The following is a 16400-nucleotide window of genomic DNA, read 5'->3' on the forward strand; positions in this document are numbered from 1 at the left end:
TATACCCCTTTATTTATTGTGAATGCGTTTTTCATTCTTCTGTTTTATTGTTTTCTTTCGCCTCAAACTCTTCTAATTTTTTCTTCAAAGTCTCCACTTGTGCACTATACGATGCAATACCTACATCTAGTGAAATTTCTTCGACGAAAGTAATACCTACTCTCCACTTTTCATATTTCAATCGAAGATCTGCAATGTACGCTTCTTTTCTTTCAATTTCATCTTTAATCCATTTTTTTATTGTTACATCATCACTATAGTTGCCAAAATACATTCTCATTAAAAAATCCGAACGTAAAACATCCTTCTCTATAGGCGTCTGCATGTATTGATAAAACTCTTCACGTCCTTCATCCGTAATAAAGTACATTTTCTTATTTGGCTTCCCCTCTTGCATGACAACCTCTTTTTTTATTTTCCCTTCATTCTCCAATTGTCGTAACGTTGGATAAATCATTCCAAAACTTCCATCAAAAAAATGAGTAAATACGTCTTCAAACACAATTTTAATATCGTAACCAGACAATTCCTTTTCCATTAATAAACCTAAAACAACATCTCTTCCCTTCAAAGTAAAACCCCCACATAGTATATAATCAATAATCATATTAACATTGTTAATATGATTATTGATTATATACCTTATTCTGTTAATTGTAAAATGTTTCTAAATAAAAAAGCCCCATAATTTGGTTTCACCAATTCACAGGGCCATTTTCTTATTTACTCTTTAACACCTACACCTTGCAAAACTTCAATATCCTCTTTCATTTCATAATAATAAGAAGGCAATTCTATACCATGTTCTAAGAAATAATCCTCAATGAATGAAATAATAATTTTTAACGTTTTCACACGAGCATACAATTTATCGTTACTTTCAATAATATGCCACTTTGCATTTGGCTTACTTGTTTTTTCAAACATGTCTTCCATTGCTTCAACATACTCATCCCATTTTTCACGATTACGCCAATCTTCGTCTGTAATTTTCCATCTTTTCAAAGGATTTTTCTCTCTATCTTTGAATCTCTTTAACTGTTCCTCTTTACTTATATGGTAGAAGAACTTCCCTATTATGTAATGGTCATCTGTTAGTAGTTTTTCAAAATCATTAATCTCATCATATGCTCTCATCCACTCTTCCTTTGTAGCAAATCCTTCAACACGCTCAACTAACACACGACCGTACCATGAGCGATCAAAAATGGTGATTTGCCCGTACTGTGGAATTTTGCGCCAGAAACGTTGCAAATAATGGTAACGTTTCTCATGAGGTGCAGGCGCTCCAATTGGATTTACTTGGAACCCACGCGGGTCAAGATGTTCCGTCACCCGCTTAATTGCCCCACCTTTACCAGCCGCATCCCATCCTTCCATAACAAGCATAACCGCGATTTTTTCTTCTTTCAAAATTTGCTGTAATGCTAATAAGCGCCTTTGATATTTTTCTAATTTCTTATTGTACTTAGATTTTGATTCAATTTTTTTCGTTAAGTCTACTTTAGCAAGATGTCCATTTTCCATAAAACAAATCCCCCTTGTTGTATGACAATGTTATTTTAACATATTTTTGGTAATTTTTTCATATCCTAAAAAAACTGTGTAGAAACATCTCTACACAGCTTCCTTCTCTAATTTCACATATATAAGCACATTTAACTACATTAAAATAAATAATTTATACTGAACTCTTAGTATATTCTTTTTATTAAAACGTAAAAATAGTCCTTTTAAAAAGGGCAGCAATCTAAGTATAGAAAAACAAATTTATTCTTTTTTACTACATACGTAATTATGCCGGCTATAAGAGTATTGAATAAGATATTGATTCACTACTCTTATAGCCACTTTACATTATATGGTATATTTACTCGTAAAAAGAAGATAATAACAAGTAAATCCATTAAAGAATGGGAGCTCTAAAAAAATGAAACGAAAAATATTAACTCTCTTTACACTTTTATGCTTAGCACTACCAATACAAGCTAGTGCTTACACATTTCAGTCACTACCGATTGCGTCAAAGTCTAAACAATGGTATGTCGAAATTGATAAATCTCATAACTCAAACAAGCAAGCAATCCAGCCAAAGCAAGGTGTATTTGATACGTATAGTTTACTCGTAAAAAACATCGGTCATGATGTATCAAACGTATCTGTGGAAATACTTGATAACAACCCTACCTCTAAAGCTACCTTTAAACCTACTACACCTAATGAAAATATTTCTAAAAGTCATACAAGCTTTGACTACATGGTATTCCCATTAGACTTTAATAGTCATAATTTTAAAGTTGTAATCACTTGGGAAGAAAAGAATTTCTCTTACAATGGCCATCCGGTAAATGAAGGTAAAAAAATGAAACAAACATTTGTATTTAATGAAGACTAAGTCCTAATTTCTTTAGGGCTTAGTCTTCTTTTTTGAAACCTGCTTGTATCGCTTCCGTCACTTCTTTTGTGATTTCTAATTTTGTTGTGCCAAATATGTACGGACAGTTTTTCATTACAAAGGTGTTTTATTAATACTAGTTGATTATATGCTAAGTTATTTTCTATATAGGTCTAGCCCTCTTTTCCCATATAATCAATTAAATCGACGAATACTCGGTACAGACAATGCTATTCCAATTGTTAAAATTACTAAACTAGCTAGTGTTATAATAGTTATTTCGCCACCTATGACAGTAGCTAACCAGCCTACAACTACATACCCTAATGGCAATAAAGCAAAAGAACCCAACATATCAAGGCTTGCCACTCTTCCGAATGCTTCTTCTGGTACAAGCTCCTGTAAACTCGTTTCCCAAATGAGTCCAAATATCATCATGCCAAATCCTTCAATTGCCATTAAGAATATTAAAGCGGGTGCCCAAGAAATGAATGGCATAATTAATAAAGCAATGCCACTCATTAAAACACCTCCATAAGCCAGTAATCCTCTCTTATGCCACCGCTCTTTCCCACCAAATATTACTGCGGCAATTATAGCCCCACCACCAGAAAAGGCCATGCCAAGCCCATACACGTAAGCTTCAAAATGATGATGAACATTAAATAACCATGGAATTAATACGACGATAATGCCGGCATAACAAATATTTATAAAAGAAAAAACTAAAATTGTAATCCACAGCCACGGATGACTTTTTAAAACTAAAACACCTTCCATAAACTCTTGTTTGTAAGTAAGCTTACTCTTTTCAATGGGTTTTACTTTTTTAAACTTAATTTCTTTTAAAAATAATAAACATAAAAATGATAATAAGTACGTTGCTGCATCTAGTCCGAAACCTATCCCTGCAGATGCAACCGATACGATTAACCCACCAAGTGCTGGCCCAATCAATCGTATACCTTGATTACTCATTTGAGTGAGTGCGTTAGCTGCATTACGAATTTCAGGAACGAATACTTTCGCCCTTACAGCAGAATATGCTGGTTGGAATATCCCTTCCATAAGTCCGTATATGGCAACGAGAATATATAAAATCGTAATTGTTAATAAATCCATAAATATAAGCGATGCAAGTAATAGCATTAATATACAGCGGATTATATCCGTAAATAACATTAATTTAACCCGATCAATTCGGTCTACAACTAAACCTGCAAACGGTAAAGCAAGAATATTAGGTAGCATGTACATTGCCATCGTCATCCCCATTACAACTGTTGAGCCAGTTAATGAATACAAAACAACTGGAAGTATGACCATAGTTATCGAACTACCTAAGGCCGAGAGTAATTGTCCAATCCATAAAAACTTAAAGTGCGTTGATACTTTAACTGGTAATAATAATTTTCCAATATAACTTAAACTTTTCTCCTTTTGTATTTCCCCTTGCATGTCTCTCTCCTCTTTTCAAATGACTATAGAATACATAATATACGACTGAAAATTCATAATATTATATTTCCAATTATATAAGAAACCATTATGTTATGGTAAAATTATCAAAAAAATATAAAGGAGAATGCATCATTATGCCTCCAAATTCACATAACATCGAACACCAAATCTATACAATGTGTATGATCCAGCGCAACAATGAAGTTTTACTCGTAAAACGACCCAATCATCGAGGTTTCCCTGGCTACATAGCTCCTGGCGGCAAAGTAGATTTTCCCGAAAGTATCGTTCAAGCCGCTATAAGGGAAGTAAAAGAAGAAACCGGATTACTTGTTTCGGATTTAAATTTTAAGGGATTAGATGAATATGTAAATCCGAAAGGGAATGTTCGGTACATGGTATTTAACTACTGGACAGACTCATTTGAAGGTGAACTTCTTTTAAACCCACCTGAGGGCAAATTATTATGGATACCAATCGATACAGCACTAAAGCTTCCTATGCAAGATTGGTTTAAAGAAAGATTCCCATTATTTTTTGAAAAAGGCACCTTTGAAATTCAACGTGTTTGGGATAATGAGCTAGATAAACAAGTTGCTATAACAATTACACATACGTAAAAAAGCTTGGAATCTCTCCAAGCTTTTCTTACTTCTCCTGTACTTTCTTAATCTTATAATCAATTTCTAAAAACTTAACTCCAAATATCCACATTCTATGATTAGCTTCTAGTATGTGATCCGTGCGCTCTTTTATAATAAAAGTCTCTGCTAACGGTAAACGGATTGTCAAGAACCGAGTATGTAAATAAATCCCCTCATCTCCCTGACCATTTTCTCTTAACTTACTAGTAATAATTAAATCATGACTATCATTATATAGTTTCAAAATACCAGTCATATTCGAATAAGGTAAAGGTAAGGCGATATTCATATATGTCTCATTCTTATTTGTATGCTTTGAATAAAGAGCTACAAAAATAGATTTACCTGCTTCATTTTTTCTTAGCCAAGCCCTTACATTCTCTCTTCCATCTTTCTCATCTATGACACTAATGATAGAGCCATGCATCGTTTCCCAATTGCCGCCCATTCCTAAATGTATTTGTTCTACACGCTTACTCATTTTCTCATAGCAAAGTGCGAACGGACGGAACCAACGAGCCCATTTAATATTCGATTGCAATTCATACTCTACTGTATTTTCATAAAAATGAATCATACTTAAAGGAACCTTCGTCACATCAAATGCCTCACTATGAAAGTCATTTACTTTATCAACTAAACCGTTGTATTCCTTACTGTCTACTAAATTGCTGCTATATAAATAAGCCTCACCAATTGCCATATTTCCTCTTAACTTACTCATTGGTTTCCCATAGTATTTATAATTCGGAACACTCTTTTCGATCACCCAGCCGACAAATGCCGGTAACGCTACTCCAATTCCGTTGACAACACCGTGAATCCAAACCATTTGAGCAATGGTAATCGTCAAGACATGCTTCAAATTCCCGTATGAATATATAAGTGAGAACATAATTGTAACCATGAGTGTACTAGACGAAACGATTAGAAGAATCTTTGCACTGATAGCATTAAATTTTGCTCTCCAAACGTAAAATCCATACCCATAAATCGCACATAAATATAGGAACACTGCAAAAAATTCAAATATTCTTGAGTATGTAATTCCTATTGCAACTGTCATAGGTGAAATCATGATGATAAACATAATAACATCATACACTTCACTTCTCTTTTCTCTTTTTCTCCCTATTAAACCAGCTGATAATGGCAATAGAAACGCCGAGTAATGAAAATGTGCAGCTGTGAGTAAAACAATGTCAGAGCTAAAATGCATAATTGAAAGTTTTGCTACTGAAGCAGAAAACCAAAAACCACCTAAAAACAAATAAATAAACGCACTATCTATGGCGATCTCTTCTAACGGCTTCCATCCTCTTTCTAGCAATCTACTTACACCAAATAACGCAACAATTCCTGTATATACAAACCAAACTAGCGCAAATACATATTGATTTGTGACGAAAGCTAGCATTGCACAAATTGCTGCGATTGGATATAAAAATGATACGGATTTATAAAATAATAATTGCGATCCATCTCTTTTTCTTTTATCAATAATACAAAATGACATTGGTATAAATAATAAAACAGATAATAATATAATTGCTTCAACAGGATTTATATTCGACCACTCACATATTAGAAAAACAACATAGCAAGCAAGCCCAAATATTATATTTTTCATATCGTTTATTCCCTTTCCACAAATGTTCCCTTATATGAAAAAAGTGAACCAATTAACGGGTTTCGTACTTGTACATGAATTCGAAAACACTGAAGTGTTTCATCATAACTTTCAACAATTTTTGCCTCACCATACAAAAATTTTGGTAACGGCATTTTTCTTCCAAACATATAAAACCATTGTTTCTTTGAAGAAATATGCATTGCCCCTAACTCATCGATATGAAAATGCAGTGTAGAAACGAGTAAATGTGGTTCGCCAAAATAATCTACAATTTCATTTTCATCAAGTTTCATTACCGCATTAAAATATCTTTTCTTATTATGAAAATAAAAAGTACGATTCCACCGCACAAGTTCATGTCCATGTTCATCACGCTCAGCGGTATTATGTATTGTAAATGGCACTCCCTTACCTCTCTCAGAGAAAAATATTCGAAACTTCGATGCAATTTTTAATATGAATTTTACGAAAAAAGAACCACCGTAAATTTCATCCATCTTTCCTTCTCCAGTAAAGCTATTTTCTTCTGTAATCTCATAACGTTTCTGTAATTTCGGATGAAGTTTTTTATAAGAATCCCCTAATAGTCTTTCGTAAATATTAGCCATACATTATCCCTTTCTCGTCCTCTTGCAATTTTTTGCACTTGGCAAATCGAAGCTATTTATATAACCGACAATTGATAACCCCATTAAAAGAACATTTAATGTAATCGGATTAAACGGTCCTGTAAAGCTTGCGATATTCGTAAATCCTGCCGCTAACGTTAAAACTAGTAATACAATAATATGCAGTATAAATAATTTTCGTTTTGTTAGTGGCAACAGCCATACGACACCGAAAATTATTTCTAACCCCCCAATTATTTTAAGTATACATACACTACTTTCATTTGAACCGATTAATAAAGAAAGCATCTTTACTTCTTCTGAATGAGTAAACAGTAGTTTTGGCACTATCCCTTGATATATCCATACAAAAGCAAATAAAGAACATACGAGCCAATACGTCATTGTTCTTCTAATTAGTAACCTAGGATGAAGCCCCTTTTCTAACCATAATTTTAAGGCATCAAAACTCCAAGCAGTCGCCCAACCTAATAACGGACGAAAAATATAGGAATCTATCACATTTCCTATACGACCAAATCTTGTATCATAATCATATTGTGTCTCAAAATGGATGTATTCTTTATTGGGCGTATACTTCCAATAACCACGTCCTATTTGAATAAGAGATAATGTATTATCCGTCCAAAATTTTAAAGAAGAAATTCTTTCACCAGTTTCTTTTCTTATTTCACCTATTGATTCCCCTTCTCCAACTATTTCAAGCCCAAATCCAATCTTTGTTTTATACAAAAATTTCTGTGGTTCTCCTTCTTTTTTCTCTAAATACGAAATTTCAGTAAAGCGAGCATCCCACTCTGTATGTATATCTGGTTCTTGCGTATATTCCCATAATTTTTCCATCGTCGTGTTCATTTTTGTCGCAACATAAATAGGCTGTTTCCTTTTCATTCTCCCCACCTCCTATGCACTATAAGTTTAATGTACATGCAATGAATTTATTTTGCTACATTTTTCACAAACTTCCTCAAAAAAAGAAAGAATTTTTAAAATATATATAAAACACTTGATTCCACGAAAAATTTAAATTATTATAAAACAAATGTTACCAACAACTTCATAAATCAAACACTCTCGCCTAAAACGTGAGATAGAGGTTGCGATACTTATGAGTATTCTAATGGAGACACAGAGATGTCTATGAACTTAGATGAAAGGAAGTATTGCCGAAATTGATAAATTTCTCTGCATTTATCAATTGGGGCTGTTTTCGAATAGAAACAGAACTGTCATATGTACAGACGTGTACGTATGAAGAGCTATCTACAAAAAAGAGATATCATTTTTTTATGATATTCCTTTTTTGGCGGTTTTTTTATTAGCTCCGTTTTCTGTTTCCCTTTTCCTGTAACAGCACCATCCTCACTTATTTGAGATGGTGTTTTTTGTTTGTCTTTCTGGTAACTACAGGAGTATTGGGATTTATATATTTCCTAATCTATTCTTAAAAATAGACGAAAGAAGGAATTTGTAATGGAAACAATTGTTCAAAAATTTGGTGGCACTTCTGTCGGAAGCGTCGAACGCATTCAACATGTAGCAAATTTAATTATTGAAGAATATGAACGAGGTCATAGCATTGTCTCTGTCGTTTCAGCAATGGGAAAAAGCACAGATGAACTTGTCGCACTCGCTAACGCTATCACAGAAAATCCAAGTAAACGTGAAATGGATATGCTTCTATCTACAGGAGAACAAGTAACTATTTCATTATTAACAATGGCACTGCAAGCAAAAGGCTATCATGCAATTTCATTAACAGGGTGGCAAGCAGGTATTACGACAGAATCTGTACATAGTAGTGCACGGATTACTGACATTCATACAGATCGTATTCAATCTTATCTTGCTGAAGGTACGATTGTTATCGTAGCTGGTTTCCAAGGTATAAGTGTAGAAAATGAAATTACAACGCTTGGCCGTGGTGGCTCTGATACGACTGCTGTCGCATTAGCTGCTGCACTTAAAGCAAAAAAATGTGATATTTATACGGATGTGACAGGTGTATATACGACGGACCCACGAGTTGTAAAAGATGCTTACAAATTAGACGAAATTTCTTATGACGAAATGTTAGAGCTTGCTAATCTCGGTGCTAGCGTATTACACCCGCGCGCTGTTGAGTTTGCTAAAAATCATAATGTAGTTTTAGAAGTTCGCTCAAGTATGGAACAAGAAAACGGAACAATTGTAAAAGGAGAATGTAACATGGAACAACAATCAATCGTTAAAGGTATTGCATTTGAGGATAACATTACACGTGTCACAATTAAAGGATTAGAACAAGGCTCGCTTTCAACAGTTTTCTCTACATTAGCAGCAGCACACATTAATGTAGATATCATCATTCAAAGTATTACAAATGAAGGAACTGTACACCTCTCCTTCTCCATTCATTCGAATGATTTAAGAGAAACTTTAGAAGTTTTGGAACAAAATCAAGAAACTCTTCACTATGAATCTGTAGAACATGAAAATCACTTAGCAAAAGTATCAATCGTAGGATCTGGCATGGTATCTAACCCAGGTGTCGCTGCAAATATGTTCACTACTTTAAAAGAAGAAGATATTCATATTAAAATGGTAAGTACATCAGAAATTAAAGTGTCTGTCGTTATTGACCGCCTTCATTTAGTAACAGGCGTTGAGGCGCTGCATCAATCATTTATGGCGAAAATTGAGCCTTTAGTGCAAATGAGCTAATCTGATATATTTAGTAATGCTAAAAAAATCATATTAATGTATTACCTTCCTATTAAATAAAAAGCTGTTCGTTAACACGATGCTATATGACATATTAAAAAACACCTTGTCACATTTTCCTATACTGTGACAAGGTGTTTTTGACTGAAAGGAATTTGTAACTACTTAGTAGTATAATTATGAGGATAATTAAATAATAGACTTTTATACATAAGGAGATAAGACTATGGCAAAAAACAAATTACTACGAATGGACAATGTCAGCATCGTTGTAGAATCCCTTGATAACGCAATCTCTTTCTTTGAGGAGATTGGCTTGAATCTCGAAGGTCGAGCCAATGTCGAAGGTGAATGGGCTGGTCGCGTAACTGGACTCGGTTCTCAGTGCGTAGAGATCGCTATGATGGCCACTCCAGATGGCCACAGCCGAATTGAACTTTCGCGATTTCTCACCCCACCTACTATATCAGATCACCGAAATGCTCCTGTAAACGCCCTCGGTTATCTACGCGTCATGTTCACCGTTGAAGACATTGACGAAATGGTATCGAGACTCACTAAGCATGGTGCAGATCTCGTTGGTGAAGTAGTTCAGTATGAGAACTCGTATCGTCTCTGCTACATTCGTGGAGTCGAAGGAATTTTAATCGGTTTAGCGGAAGAACTCGGTAATAAATAAGTAATGTTTTATAAAAAAGAGGGAATAGCTCTATATTTAAGCTATTCCCTCACTTCTATTAAAACAGATGAATGTTTTCTTTTTTACAAGCTGCACGTAAATCGTCAGGCCATACAGAAGATTGAACTTCACCGATATGAGCTTTACGTAAGAAGTACATGCACATTCTTGATTGTCCAATACCACCGCCGATTGTTAATGGTAGTACGTCTTCTAGTATACCTTTATGGAAATCATACTCACGTTTGAAGTCTTCACCAGTTTTCGTTAACTGCTCATCAAGTGATTTACTATCAACACGAATTCCCATTGATGATAATTCAAATGAAGATTGTAGTACTGGGTGCCAGAATAAAATGTCACCGTTTAATTTCCAATCGTCATAATCAGCTGCGCGTCCGTCGTGCTTTTCACCTGAACGAAGTGCATCACCAATTCCGATAATGAAGACTGCACCATGTTCTTTCGCAATTGCATGTTCACGATCTTTCGGTGTTAATTCTGGATATTTATCTTCTAATTCTTGAGAAGTAACGAAAACAATTTCTTCCGGTAAATACTTTCCAAGGAACGGATATTTTTCAAATAAGTGATCTTCTAAATCTTTGAATATTCCATAAATTGTTTGTACTGTTTTTTGTAAGTAATCGACAGTACGCCATTCTTTTTGAACGATTTTTTCCCAATCCCATTGGTCAACGTAAATGGAATGCGTTGCATCAAGTTCTTCATCACGACGAATCGCGTTCATGTTTGTATATAAACCTTCACCAGCTTCATATCCATATTCATGTAATGCAAATCGTTTCCATTTCGCTAGTGAATGAACAATTTCTAATTCTTCTCCTGAATGTAACATATCAAATTCAATTGGACGTTCTACACCGTTTAGGTGATCGTTTAATCCTGATTTTTTCGTTACGAATAATGGTGCAGATACGCGGAATAGTTCAAGGCGTTTTGCTAATTGGTCCTCGAAAAATGTTTTAACTTCCTTAATTGCAATTTGAGTCTCTCTTACTGTCATTAATGATTGATACATGGTGGTTTCCTCCTAAAATGTTTGGATGTTGTGAAAAGAAGCCAACAAAAAAAGCCCTTCTTTCCCAAAAAACTGGGACGAAAGGCTTTGGTTCCGCGGTACCACCCAAATTAGCAACAGAGGTTGCTCACTTATACAATACGGAGATGAAATATCTCGATACTGTTCTTCTTGTAACGGCGAAGTTCCCGGCTAAGTCTACTTTCCTATAAAGGATTTCGGTTAGCAACTCCAGGAGGTTCTTCATAATAGGCTTCGTATCAGGCTCACACCACCCCTGACTCGCTTAAACTACGTCCTACTACTACTCGTCCTTTCATAGTCGTTTTGTTGTCACATCTCTGAAACATTTTATTAATGATTATTCTATACAAAAAATAAAGAAAGTCAACAAAAAGTTTTAAAATATTTTTCAATTCTTTATTTTACGGCTTTATTGATTGTTGTTAATTTAACATCTTTACTTTTTCTGCCTCGTCAATCCAAAAAATGTTTCACTGACCGAAACTAACGTATAAACAATAATTAATGTGATCGTTCGGAATATAGAATCCGCAGTATTTCTTATTATTTTCATTTTCTTTATAATTCCTTTCAGTTTACTTGCAATTTCATGATATACTATAGCATTCAAGCAGTTTATTTTTACTTAAAGCAATCATAGTCATTTATAAAGAGTATTTTCTAAATCATTGACTATTATCAAATAAGATTTTTAAATAACGGAGTGATCATATGAGTAAAACGAAGGCAAAACCGAAAAAAGGTGTAGGACAAGGTACAGGAAGTAAAGGATGGAACCGTTGGCAATCAAGTGCAAAGAAAAAGGCAGCTGCAAAGCCATACAAAAGTAAAGGTACAAAGAAGTAATTTAAATAACATTTGATTTCTTTACTTTGCACAAAACAAAATATAATTATTACAACAAAAAGCTATGCTTTCACATGTGAAAGCATAGCTTTTTCATATTAAATCATTAAAATATCTCGTATTTCTTCCTCCGTGATGGATGCTAATTTTTCTTCTCCCGGCTCAATCACTTCAGCAATTAAATTTTTCTTACTTTCTTGCAGTTCATGCATTTTCTCCTCAATTGTTCCGTGGGCTACTAGCTTTATAACTTGCACTGTATTTTTTTGCCCCATTCGATACGCTCTATCGGCCGCTTGTTGTTCAACAGCTGGATTCCACCATAAATCGTATAATATTACTGTATCTGCACCAGTTAAATTAAGTCCGGTACCACCAGCTTTTAAAGAAATGAGAAATAGATCCCCTTCTCCTTCGTTAAACCGATCGCACAGCTCTACACGTTCCTGCGCTGGTGTACTCCCGTCTAAATAAAAGTATGGAATTGCTTGGTGATTTAACTCACGACCAATAATGGAAAGCATCTTCGTAAATTGAGAAAAAATTAATATTCTCTTTCCTGTACTTCTACATTCCTCTAAAATCTCTAACAGTTGTTCAAATTTAGCTGAACTTCCTTTGTAATCATCAACAAATAAAGCAGGATGACAACAAATTTGTCGCAATCTCGTTAAACCAGCTAAAATTCTAATTTTATTTTTACGTAACGTATCTTTGTCTAAATGCTTTAACGTTTCTTCCCTTAGCTTCGCTAAATAAGCAGCATAGAGACTCTTTTGATCGGGTAATAACTCCGATGATTGTAAGTGCTCTATTTTCTCTGGCAACTCATTTAATACGTCCCCTTTTAATCGTCTTAATACGAATGGTTTCACTCGCTTCGCTATATCTTCACGCCTTAAATCACCGAACTCTTTTCTTCCTGGTAATAATTCTGGGAAGACGACATGGAAGATAGACCATAGCTCTTCTAATGAATTTTCTACAGGTGTACCCGTTAGCCCAAAACGGTATTCAGCTTGAATTGTTTTCACAGCTCTTGCCGTTTGCGTTGTAGGGTTTTTAAACGCCTGCGCTTCATCAAGGAATAGTGTATGAAATGGTCTTGCATACAATCTTATATCTCTTCTCAGTAATGGATATGACGTAATTACGACATCAAATTCCGTTATATCTTTCAAAATTTTCCGGCGCTCTGCTTGGTTTCCATCTGCAATAACTGCTCTAATATGCGGGGCGAATTTTTTCAATTCACTAAACCAATTATAAACAAGAGATGATGGTGAAACGACTAATATAGGTAGTTTCTTTTCTCGAATCTCAGGCAAAACAGAATCTATAAAAGCAATGCTTTGCAACGTTTTTCCAAGTCCCATATCATCTGCTAAAATACCCCCAAAACGGTAATGAGCAAGTGTTTTCATCCATTCGAACCCATATACTTGATACTTTCTCATTTCTGCATTTAAAGTATTTGGCACAGCAAAATTTAATTTTTTCGGGTTTTGAATGTTTTCTACTAACTCTTGAACAGAATCATCTAAACTTAAAACATTGCCTTCATGAAGTCCGTTCATCCATTTTACACTCCGAATAAGTGGAACATTTACCTCTTCTCCATGTAAAAATTCTTTCCGAATACCTGATTCTTTTATAAACTGATTAATTTCATTAAACTCTTTACTCTCTAGCGATAAAAACGAACCATTCGCCAATCGATAATATTTACGTTTCTCTTCAAGGGCCGCTAATACACCTTTAATTTCTGCTTCTGGTATTCCTTTTATATCAAAACGAAATGACAACCAATCAATTCTTTCTTTTCTTCTCACTCTAATAAGAGGAACTGCATCCCCTTTACTAATTCGCAATTTGATTGCTGTAGTCGCATAAATATCAACTAAACCTTTTAATGTTGGCACGACGTGATATAAAAAATTATACTCAGCTTCTTCATTATGCATAAAGTAACCGCCTTCTGTTTTTGCAAAAGCACTTTCACTCATAATGTCTAAAATCTCTTTTTCCTTTTTCTCATCACGATTAAAAACAGACGGCTGTCCATCCTCTTCTAGCGGATTAATCATGACGTTCCCATAGTGAAATTCAAGACCTGCTAATAAGCGATTTTTCACGCGGTCTAAATACAATTTCGCTTTTAGCGAAGGTGTTTCAACACGATCCGATATTACTTCATCAATGTGTACAGTTCCGAGCTTCATTAATCCTGGTACAACTTTCGCGACGAAATGTTCCATCTTACTTTCTGGAATATAAAACTGATTACTATTTGAGCGACTCATCATCTTTTGTAATTCAATAAGTCGCATACAATCTTCAATGTGTAAGTGATATAATTTCCCATCGTAAAGTGCATTGTTATACATATCCATAACTTGTACACGATTTAAACCATCTATATGAAGTGTAAATCCGCCATTATTTCCCTTCGTAAATTCAAAGTGTAACGGCAACAACCCTTTTGAAACTTGTAATCCCTGAAACAGTTGTTCATTTTGTTTCAGCTGTACATATTCAACTTTAGAAAGTGAAGAGAGCATATCTTTCCATGAAGCTGGTGGTATAAATATCATACTTTCATCTTGTTTCGCATGTACTTCTAGCGTATCTTCATACATTTTTTCGTTATGATACATTTTAATGAGCTGCTGAATAATCGCATCCGTTTCTTGTTTAAAACTATGTACATCTGGTGTATATGTAAATTCATTTGAACAATGAAAAGATTCCCTTTTCTCCACCTTAGAAAGAAATTCTCTAATATGATTTATGAAATACACTTTGGCAAGTTTCAATTGAATTCCAAGAAGAGCCCCACCACTTCTCGTAGCTACTGGTGTACATATAAACTCAATATCTAATATTTCACGTGTATCAAAACGGTGTTGTTTACTTTTTGGCCTCAGTGGTTTGTCTGCAAACAGCTGAAACATACCACTTGTCAATTGATCATTTCTGCTACTAGTGGAGCTCATTCCACCTGTTTGTTGATTATAGTTTATTTGTATTAATACTGCTGCAACATGTTGACAGTACGTTTGAAAAGACGCTAATGAAGGACAACTACATTTTGCAACAACATCACCCTTTTTGGCTTTTGCTACTGTAACATGGAAATCCTCGTTCCCTTTTACTGTCGCCTCACAAATTTCTTTATTTTCATCGTACTGATCTATTATCACTTTATTTGATTTATAATAGGCTTCACCTCTTTTATATGAGGTCTCTCCGCACACTTCTTTAATAATCGATTTATTCAATGTGAAACTCATCGCTTTGACACTTCCTTAATATAAAACCATTTTCTCTTACTTAACATTTTACATGCTCCACGAGAAAATATAAAATGTTGATTTAACAAAAGAAGATGCTTATTTATAAGCATCTTCTTCACTCTATCTCCATCAACCTCTTCGCCTCAAAATACAATACTTGAATAAACTTCTTCGTATTAATTCGCGTATGACCAGAAGATGCGAGTTCATCTTTCGTCATTTCTGTCATCCGTTTTCTAACTACGGTAAAATCGAAAAATTTTGGAGCATAGCTTTCAAATTTTGGATTTGAAAAGTCTGTTAATCCTAAAGAAGCCAAATGATTTAACGACTGATAAATAGCTCGACGTACTCTTTGTTCAGACGCTTTTTTCTCTTTATCAATATCCGCCTCTAAAGCTAAATCCCCTAATTTTCTTATCGTAATATGATGGAAAATTTCTTTTAACGCAGGAAAGCCAAACTCAAATGTCTGTGCCTTTTCTTGACCATATAAATATTCCAGCATACTAAGTAAATCTTTACTTCCATTCTCTCCCGCAATACCGAGTTCTGATAGTAAAAAGCGCCCTAAATCCCCTATCTTTTTTCCTTCTTGCACTGGTTCAGTACGCAATTGCGGTTTTTCCCACTGAAACACGTTATTCAATGATTTTTGAATATCGTGTATAGAACGCTCCAATCTAATACGCTCCATCACTTTGCGTACAACAGATACAACTTCGATTTTATTTAATGGTTTTGTAATATAATATTCTACACCAAGTGTATATGCCTCACCTATAAGCTGCTTCGATTCCACTTGAGAAATCATAATGATTTTCCCCGTGAAAGTTGACGCAATGTGACGAACTGTTTCAATTCCGTCCCTCATCGGCATCAACAAATCAATAAATAAAATATCTACTTTTTTAAAATTTAGTTGATCCGCCTCAATAAAAGCTCCGTCATCCGCCTCACCAATTACTTCTCCAAGATCTCCATCTTCAATAATTTGCGAAAGCATCGAACGGAAAACTTCATCATCGTCTACGATATAATAAAACAA

14 protein-coding genes, 1 riboswitch and 1 other annotated feature are annotated in these 16400 nt (G+C 34.6%); of the genes, 5 read left to right on the forward strand and 9 right to left on the reverse strand.

The window, feature by feature from the left end:
- Positions 1 to 31: 31 nt before the first annotated feature.
- Positions 32 to 571 carry a PadR family transcriptional regulator gene (locus AB6801_RS03115; RefSeq protein WP_097999001.1) on the reverse strand — a complete coding sequence of 180 codons (540 nt, stop codon included), beginning with the start codon at positions 569 to 571 and terminating at the stop codon, positions 32 to 34.
- 152 nt (positions 572 to 723) lie between these two features.
- A complete protein-coding gene (locus AB6801_RS03120) occupies positions 724 to 1527 on the reverse strand; it encodes a polyphosphate kinase 2 family protein (protein ID WP_000427320.1) in 804 nt (267 codons plus the stop codon).
- 403 nt (positions 1528 to 1930) lie between these two features.
- On the opposite strand from AB6801_RS03120, the gene AB6801_RS03125 reads away from it, so the two are divergent.
- Positions 1931 to 2395 (forward strand): hypothetical protein, encoded by a 465-nt coding sequence (locus AB6801_RS03125; RefSeq protein ID WP_000823343.1) that lies wholly within the window; start codon positions 1931 to 1933, stop codon positions 2393 to 2395.
- A gap of 195 nt (positions 2396 to 2590) precedes the next feature.
- Here the strand turns inward: AB6801_RS03125 and AB6801_RS03130 are convergent, their stop codons facing one another.
- A complete protein-coding gene (locus tag AB6801_RS03130; RefSeq protein WP_097813833.1) occupies positions 2591 to 3853 on the reverse strand; it encodes an MFS transporter in 1263 nt (420 codons plus the stop codon).
- Positions 3854 to 3990: 137 nt separating this feature from the next.
- Between AB6801_RS03130 and AB6801_RS03135 the strand changes: the two genes are divergently transcribed.
- A complete protein-coding gene (locus tag AB6801_RS03135) occupies positions 3991 to 4476 on the forward strand; it encodes an 8-oxo-dGTP diphosphatase (protein WP_001134949.1) in 486 nt (161 codons plus the stop codon).
- Positions 4477 to 4504: 28 nt separating this feature from the next.
- Here AB6801_RS03135 and AB6801_RS03140 read toward each other — a convergent pair whose 3' ends face one another.
- Genes AB6801_RS03140 through AB6801_RS03150 form a run of 3 tightly spaced genes read right to left on the reverse strand, consistent with a single transcriptional unit; the run spans position 4505 to position 7653 of the window.
- The gene (locus AB6801_RS03140; RefSeq protein WP_097999000.1) at positions 4505 to 6130 is read right to left on the reverse strand and encodes a YndJ family protein; all 1626 of its coding nucleotides are present in this window, start codon (positions 6128 to 6130) and stop codon (positions 4505 to 4507) included.
- 5 nt (positions 6131 to 6135) lie between these two features.
- Positions 6136 to 6741 carry a DUF4166 domain-containing protein gene (locus AB6801_RS03145; protein WP_087968088.1) on the reverse strand — a complete coding sequence of 202 codons (606 nt, stop codon included), beginning with the start codon at positions 6739 to 6741 and terminating at the stop codon, positions 6136 to 6138.
- Between the two features lie 3 nt (positions 6742 to 6744).
- On the reverse strand, positions 6745 to 7653 hold the full coding sequence (locus AB6801_RS03150) for a DoxX-like family protein (RefSeq protein WP_000823949.1): 909 nt from the start codon (positions 7651 to 7653) through the stop codon (positions 6745 to 6747).
- A gap of 192 nt (positions 7654 to 7845) precedes the next feature.
- A riboswitch (Lysine riboswitch) is annotated at positions 7846 to 8032 on the forward strand.
- A gap of 203 nt (positions 8033 to 8235) precedes the next feature.
- Between AB6801_RS03150 and AB6801_RS03155 the strand changes: the two genes are divergently transcribed.
- Together AB6801_RS03155 and AB6801_RS03160 are read left to right on the forward strand one after the other, a co-directional pair.
- Positions 8236 to 9465: an aspartate kinase gene (locus AB6801_RS03155; protein ID WP_097998999.1), complete on the forward strand. Its 1230-nt coding sequence runs from the start codon at positions 8236 to 8238 to the stop codon at positions 9463 to 9465.
- A 226-nt stretch (positions 9466 to 9691) separates the two neighbouring features.
- A complete protein-coding gene (locus AB6801_RS03160; RefSeq protein WP_097998998.1) occupies positions 9692 to 10144 on the forward strand; it encodes a VOC family protein in 453 nt (150 codons plus the stop codon).
- Between the two features lie 58 nt (positions 10145 to 10202).
- Here the strand turns inward: AB6801_RS03160 and asnA are convergent, their stop codons facing one another.
- Positions 10203 to 11186 (reverse strand): aspartate--ammonia ligase, encoded by a 984-nt coding sequence (asnA, locus tag AB6801_RS03165; protein ID WP_000284914.1) that lies wholly within the window; start codon positions 11184 to 11186, stop codon positions 10203 to 10205.
- 70 nt (positions 11187 to 11256) lie between these two features.
- Positions 11257 to 11515: a binding site (T-box leader), on the reverse strand.
- Between the two features lie 406 nt (positions 11516 to 11921).
- On the opposite strand from asnA, the gene AB6801_RS03170 reads away from it, so the two are divergent.
- Entirely contained in the window at positions 11922 to 12056 is a 135-nt protein-coding gene (locus AB6801_RS03170) for a DUF3934 domain-containing protein (RefSeq protein WP_000047588.1), read from the forward strand.
- Positions 12057 to 12154: 98 nt separating this feature from the next.
- Here the strand turns inward: AB6801_RS03170 and AB6801_RS03175 are convergent, their stop codons facing one another.
- Both AB6801_RS03175 and AB6801_RS03180 read right to left on the reverse strand, forming a co-directional pair.
- A complete protein-coding gene (locus AB6801_RS03175; RefSeq protein WP_097998997.1) occupies positions 12155 to 15349 on the reverse strand; it encodes a DEAD/DEAH box helicase in 3195 nt (1064 codons plus the stop codon).
- A 118-nt stretch (positions 15350 to 15467) separates the two neighbouring features.
- Positions 15468 to 16400 (reverse strand): response regulator, encoded by a 933-nt coding sequence (locus tag AB6801_RS03180; protein ID WP_000500302.1) that lies wholly within the window; start codon positions 16398 to 16400, stop codon positions 15468 to 15470.

Origin of the sequence: Bacillus sp. RCC_6_1, assembly GCF_041360755.1 — a bacterium.
Lineage (GTDB): Bacteria > Bacillota > Bacilli > Bacillales > Bacillaceae_G > Bacillus_A > Bacillus_A cereus.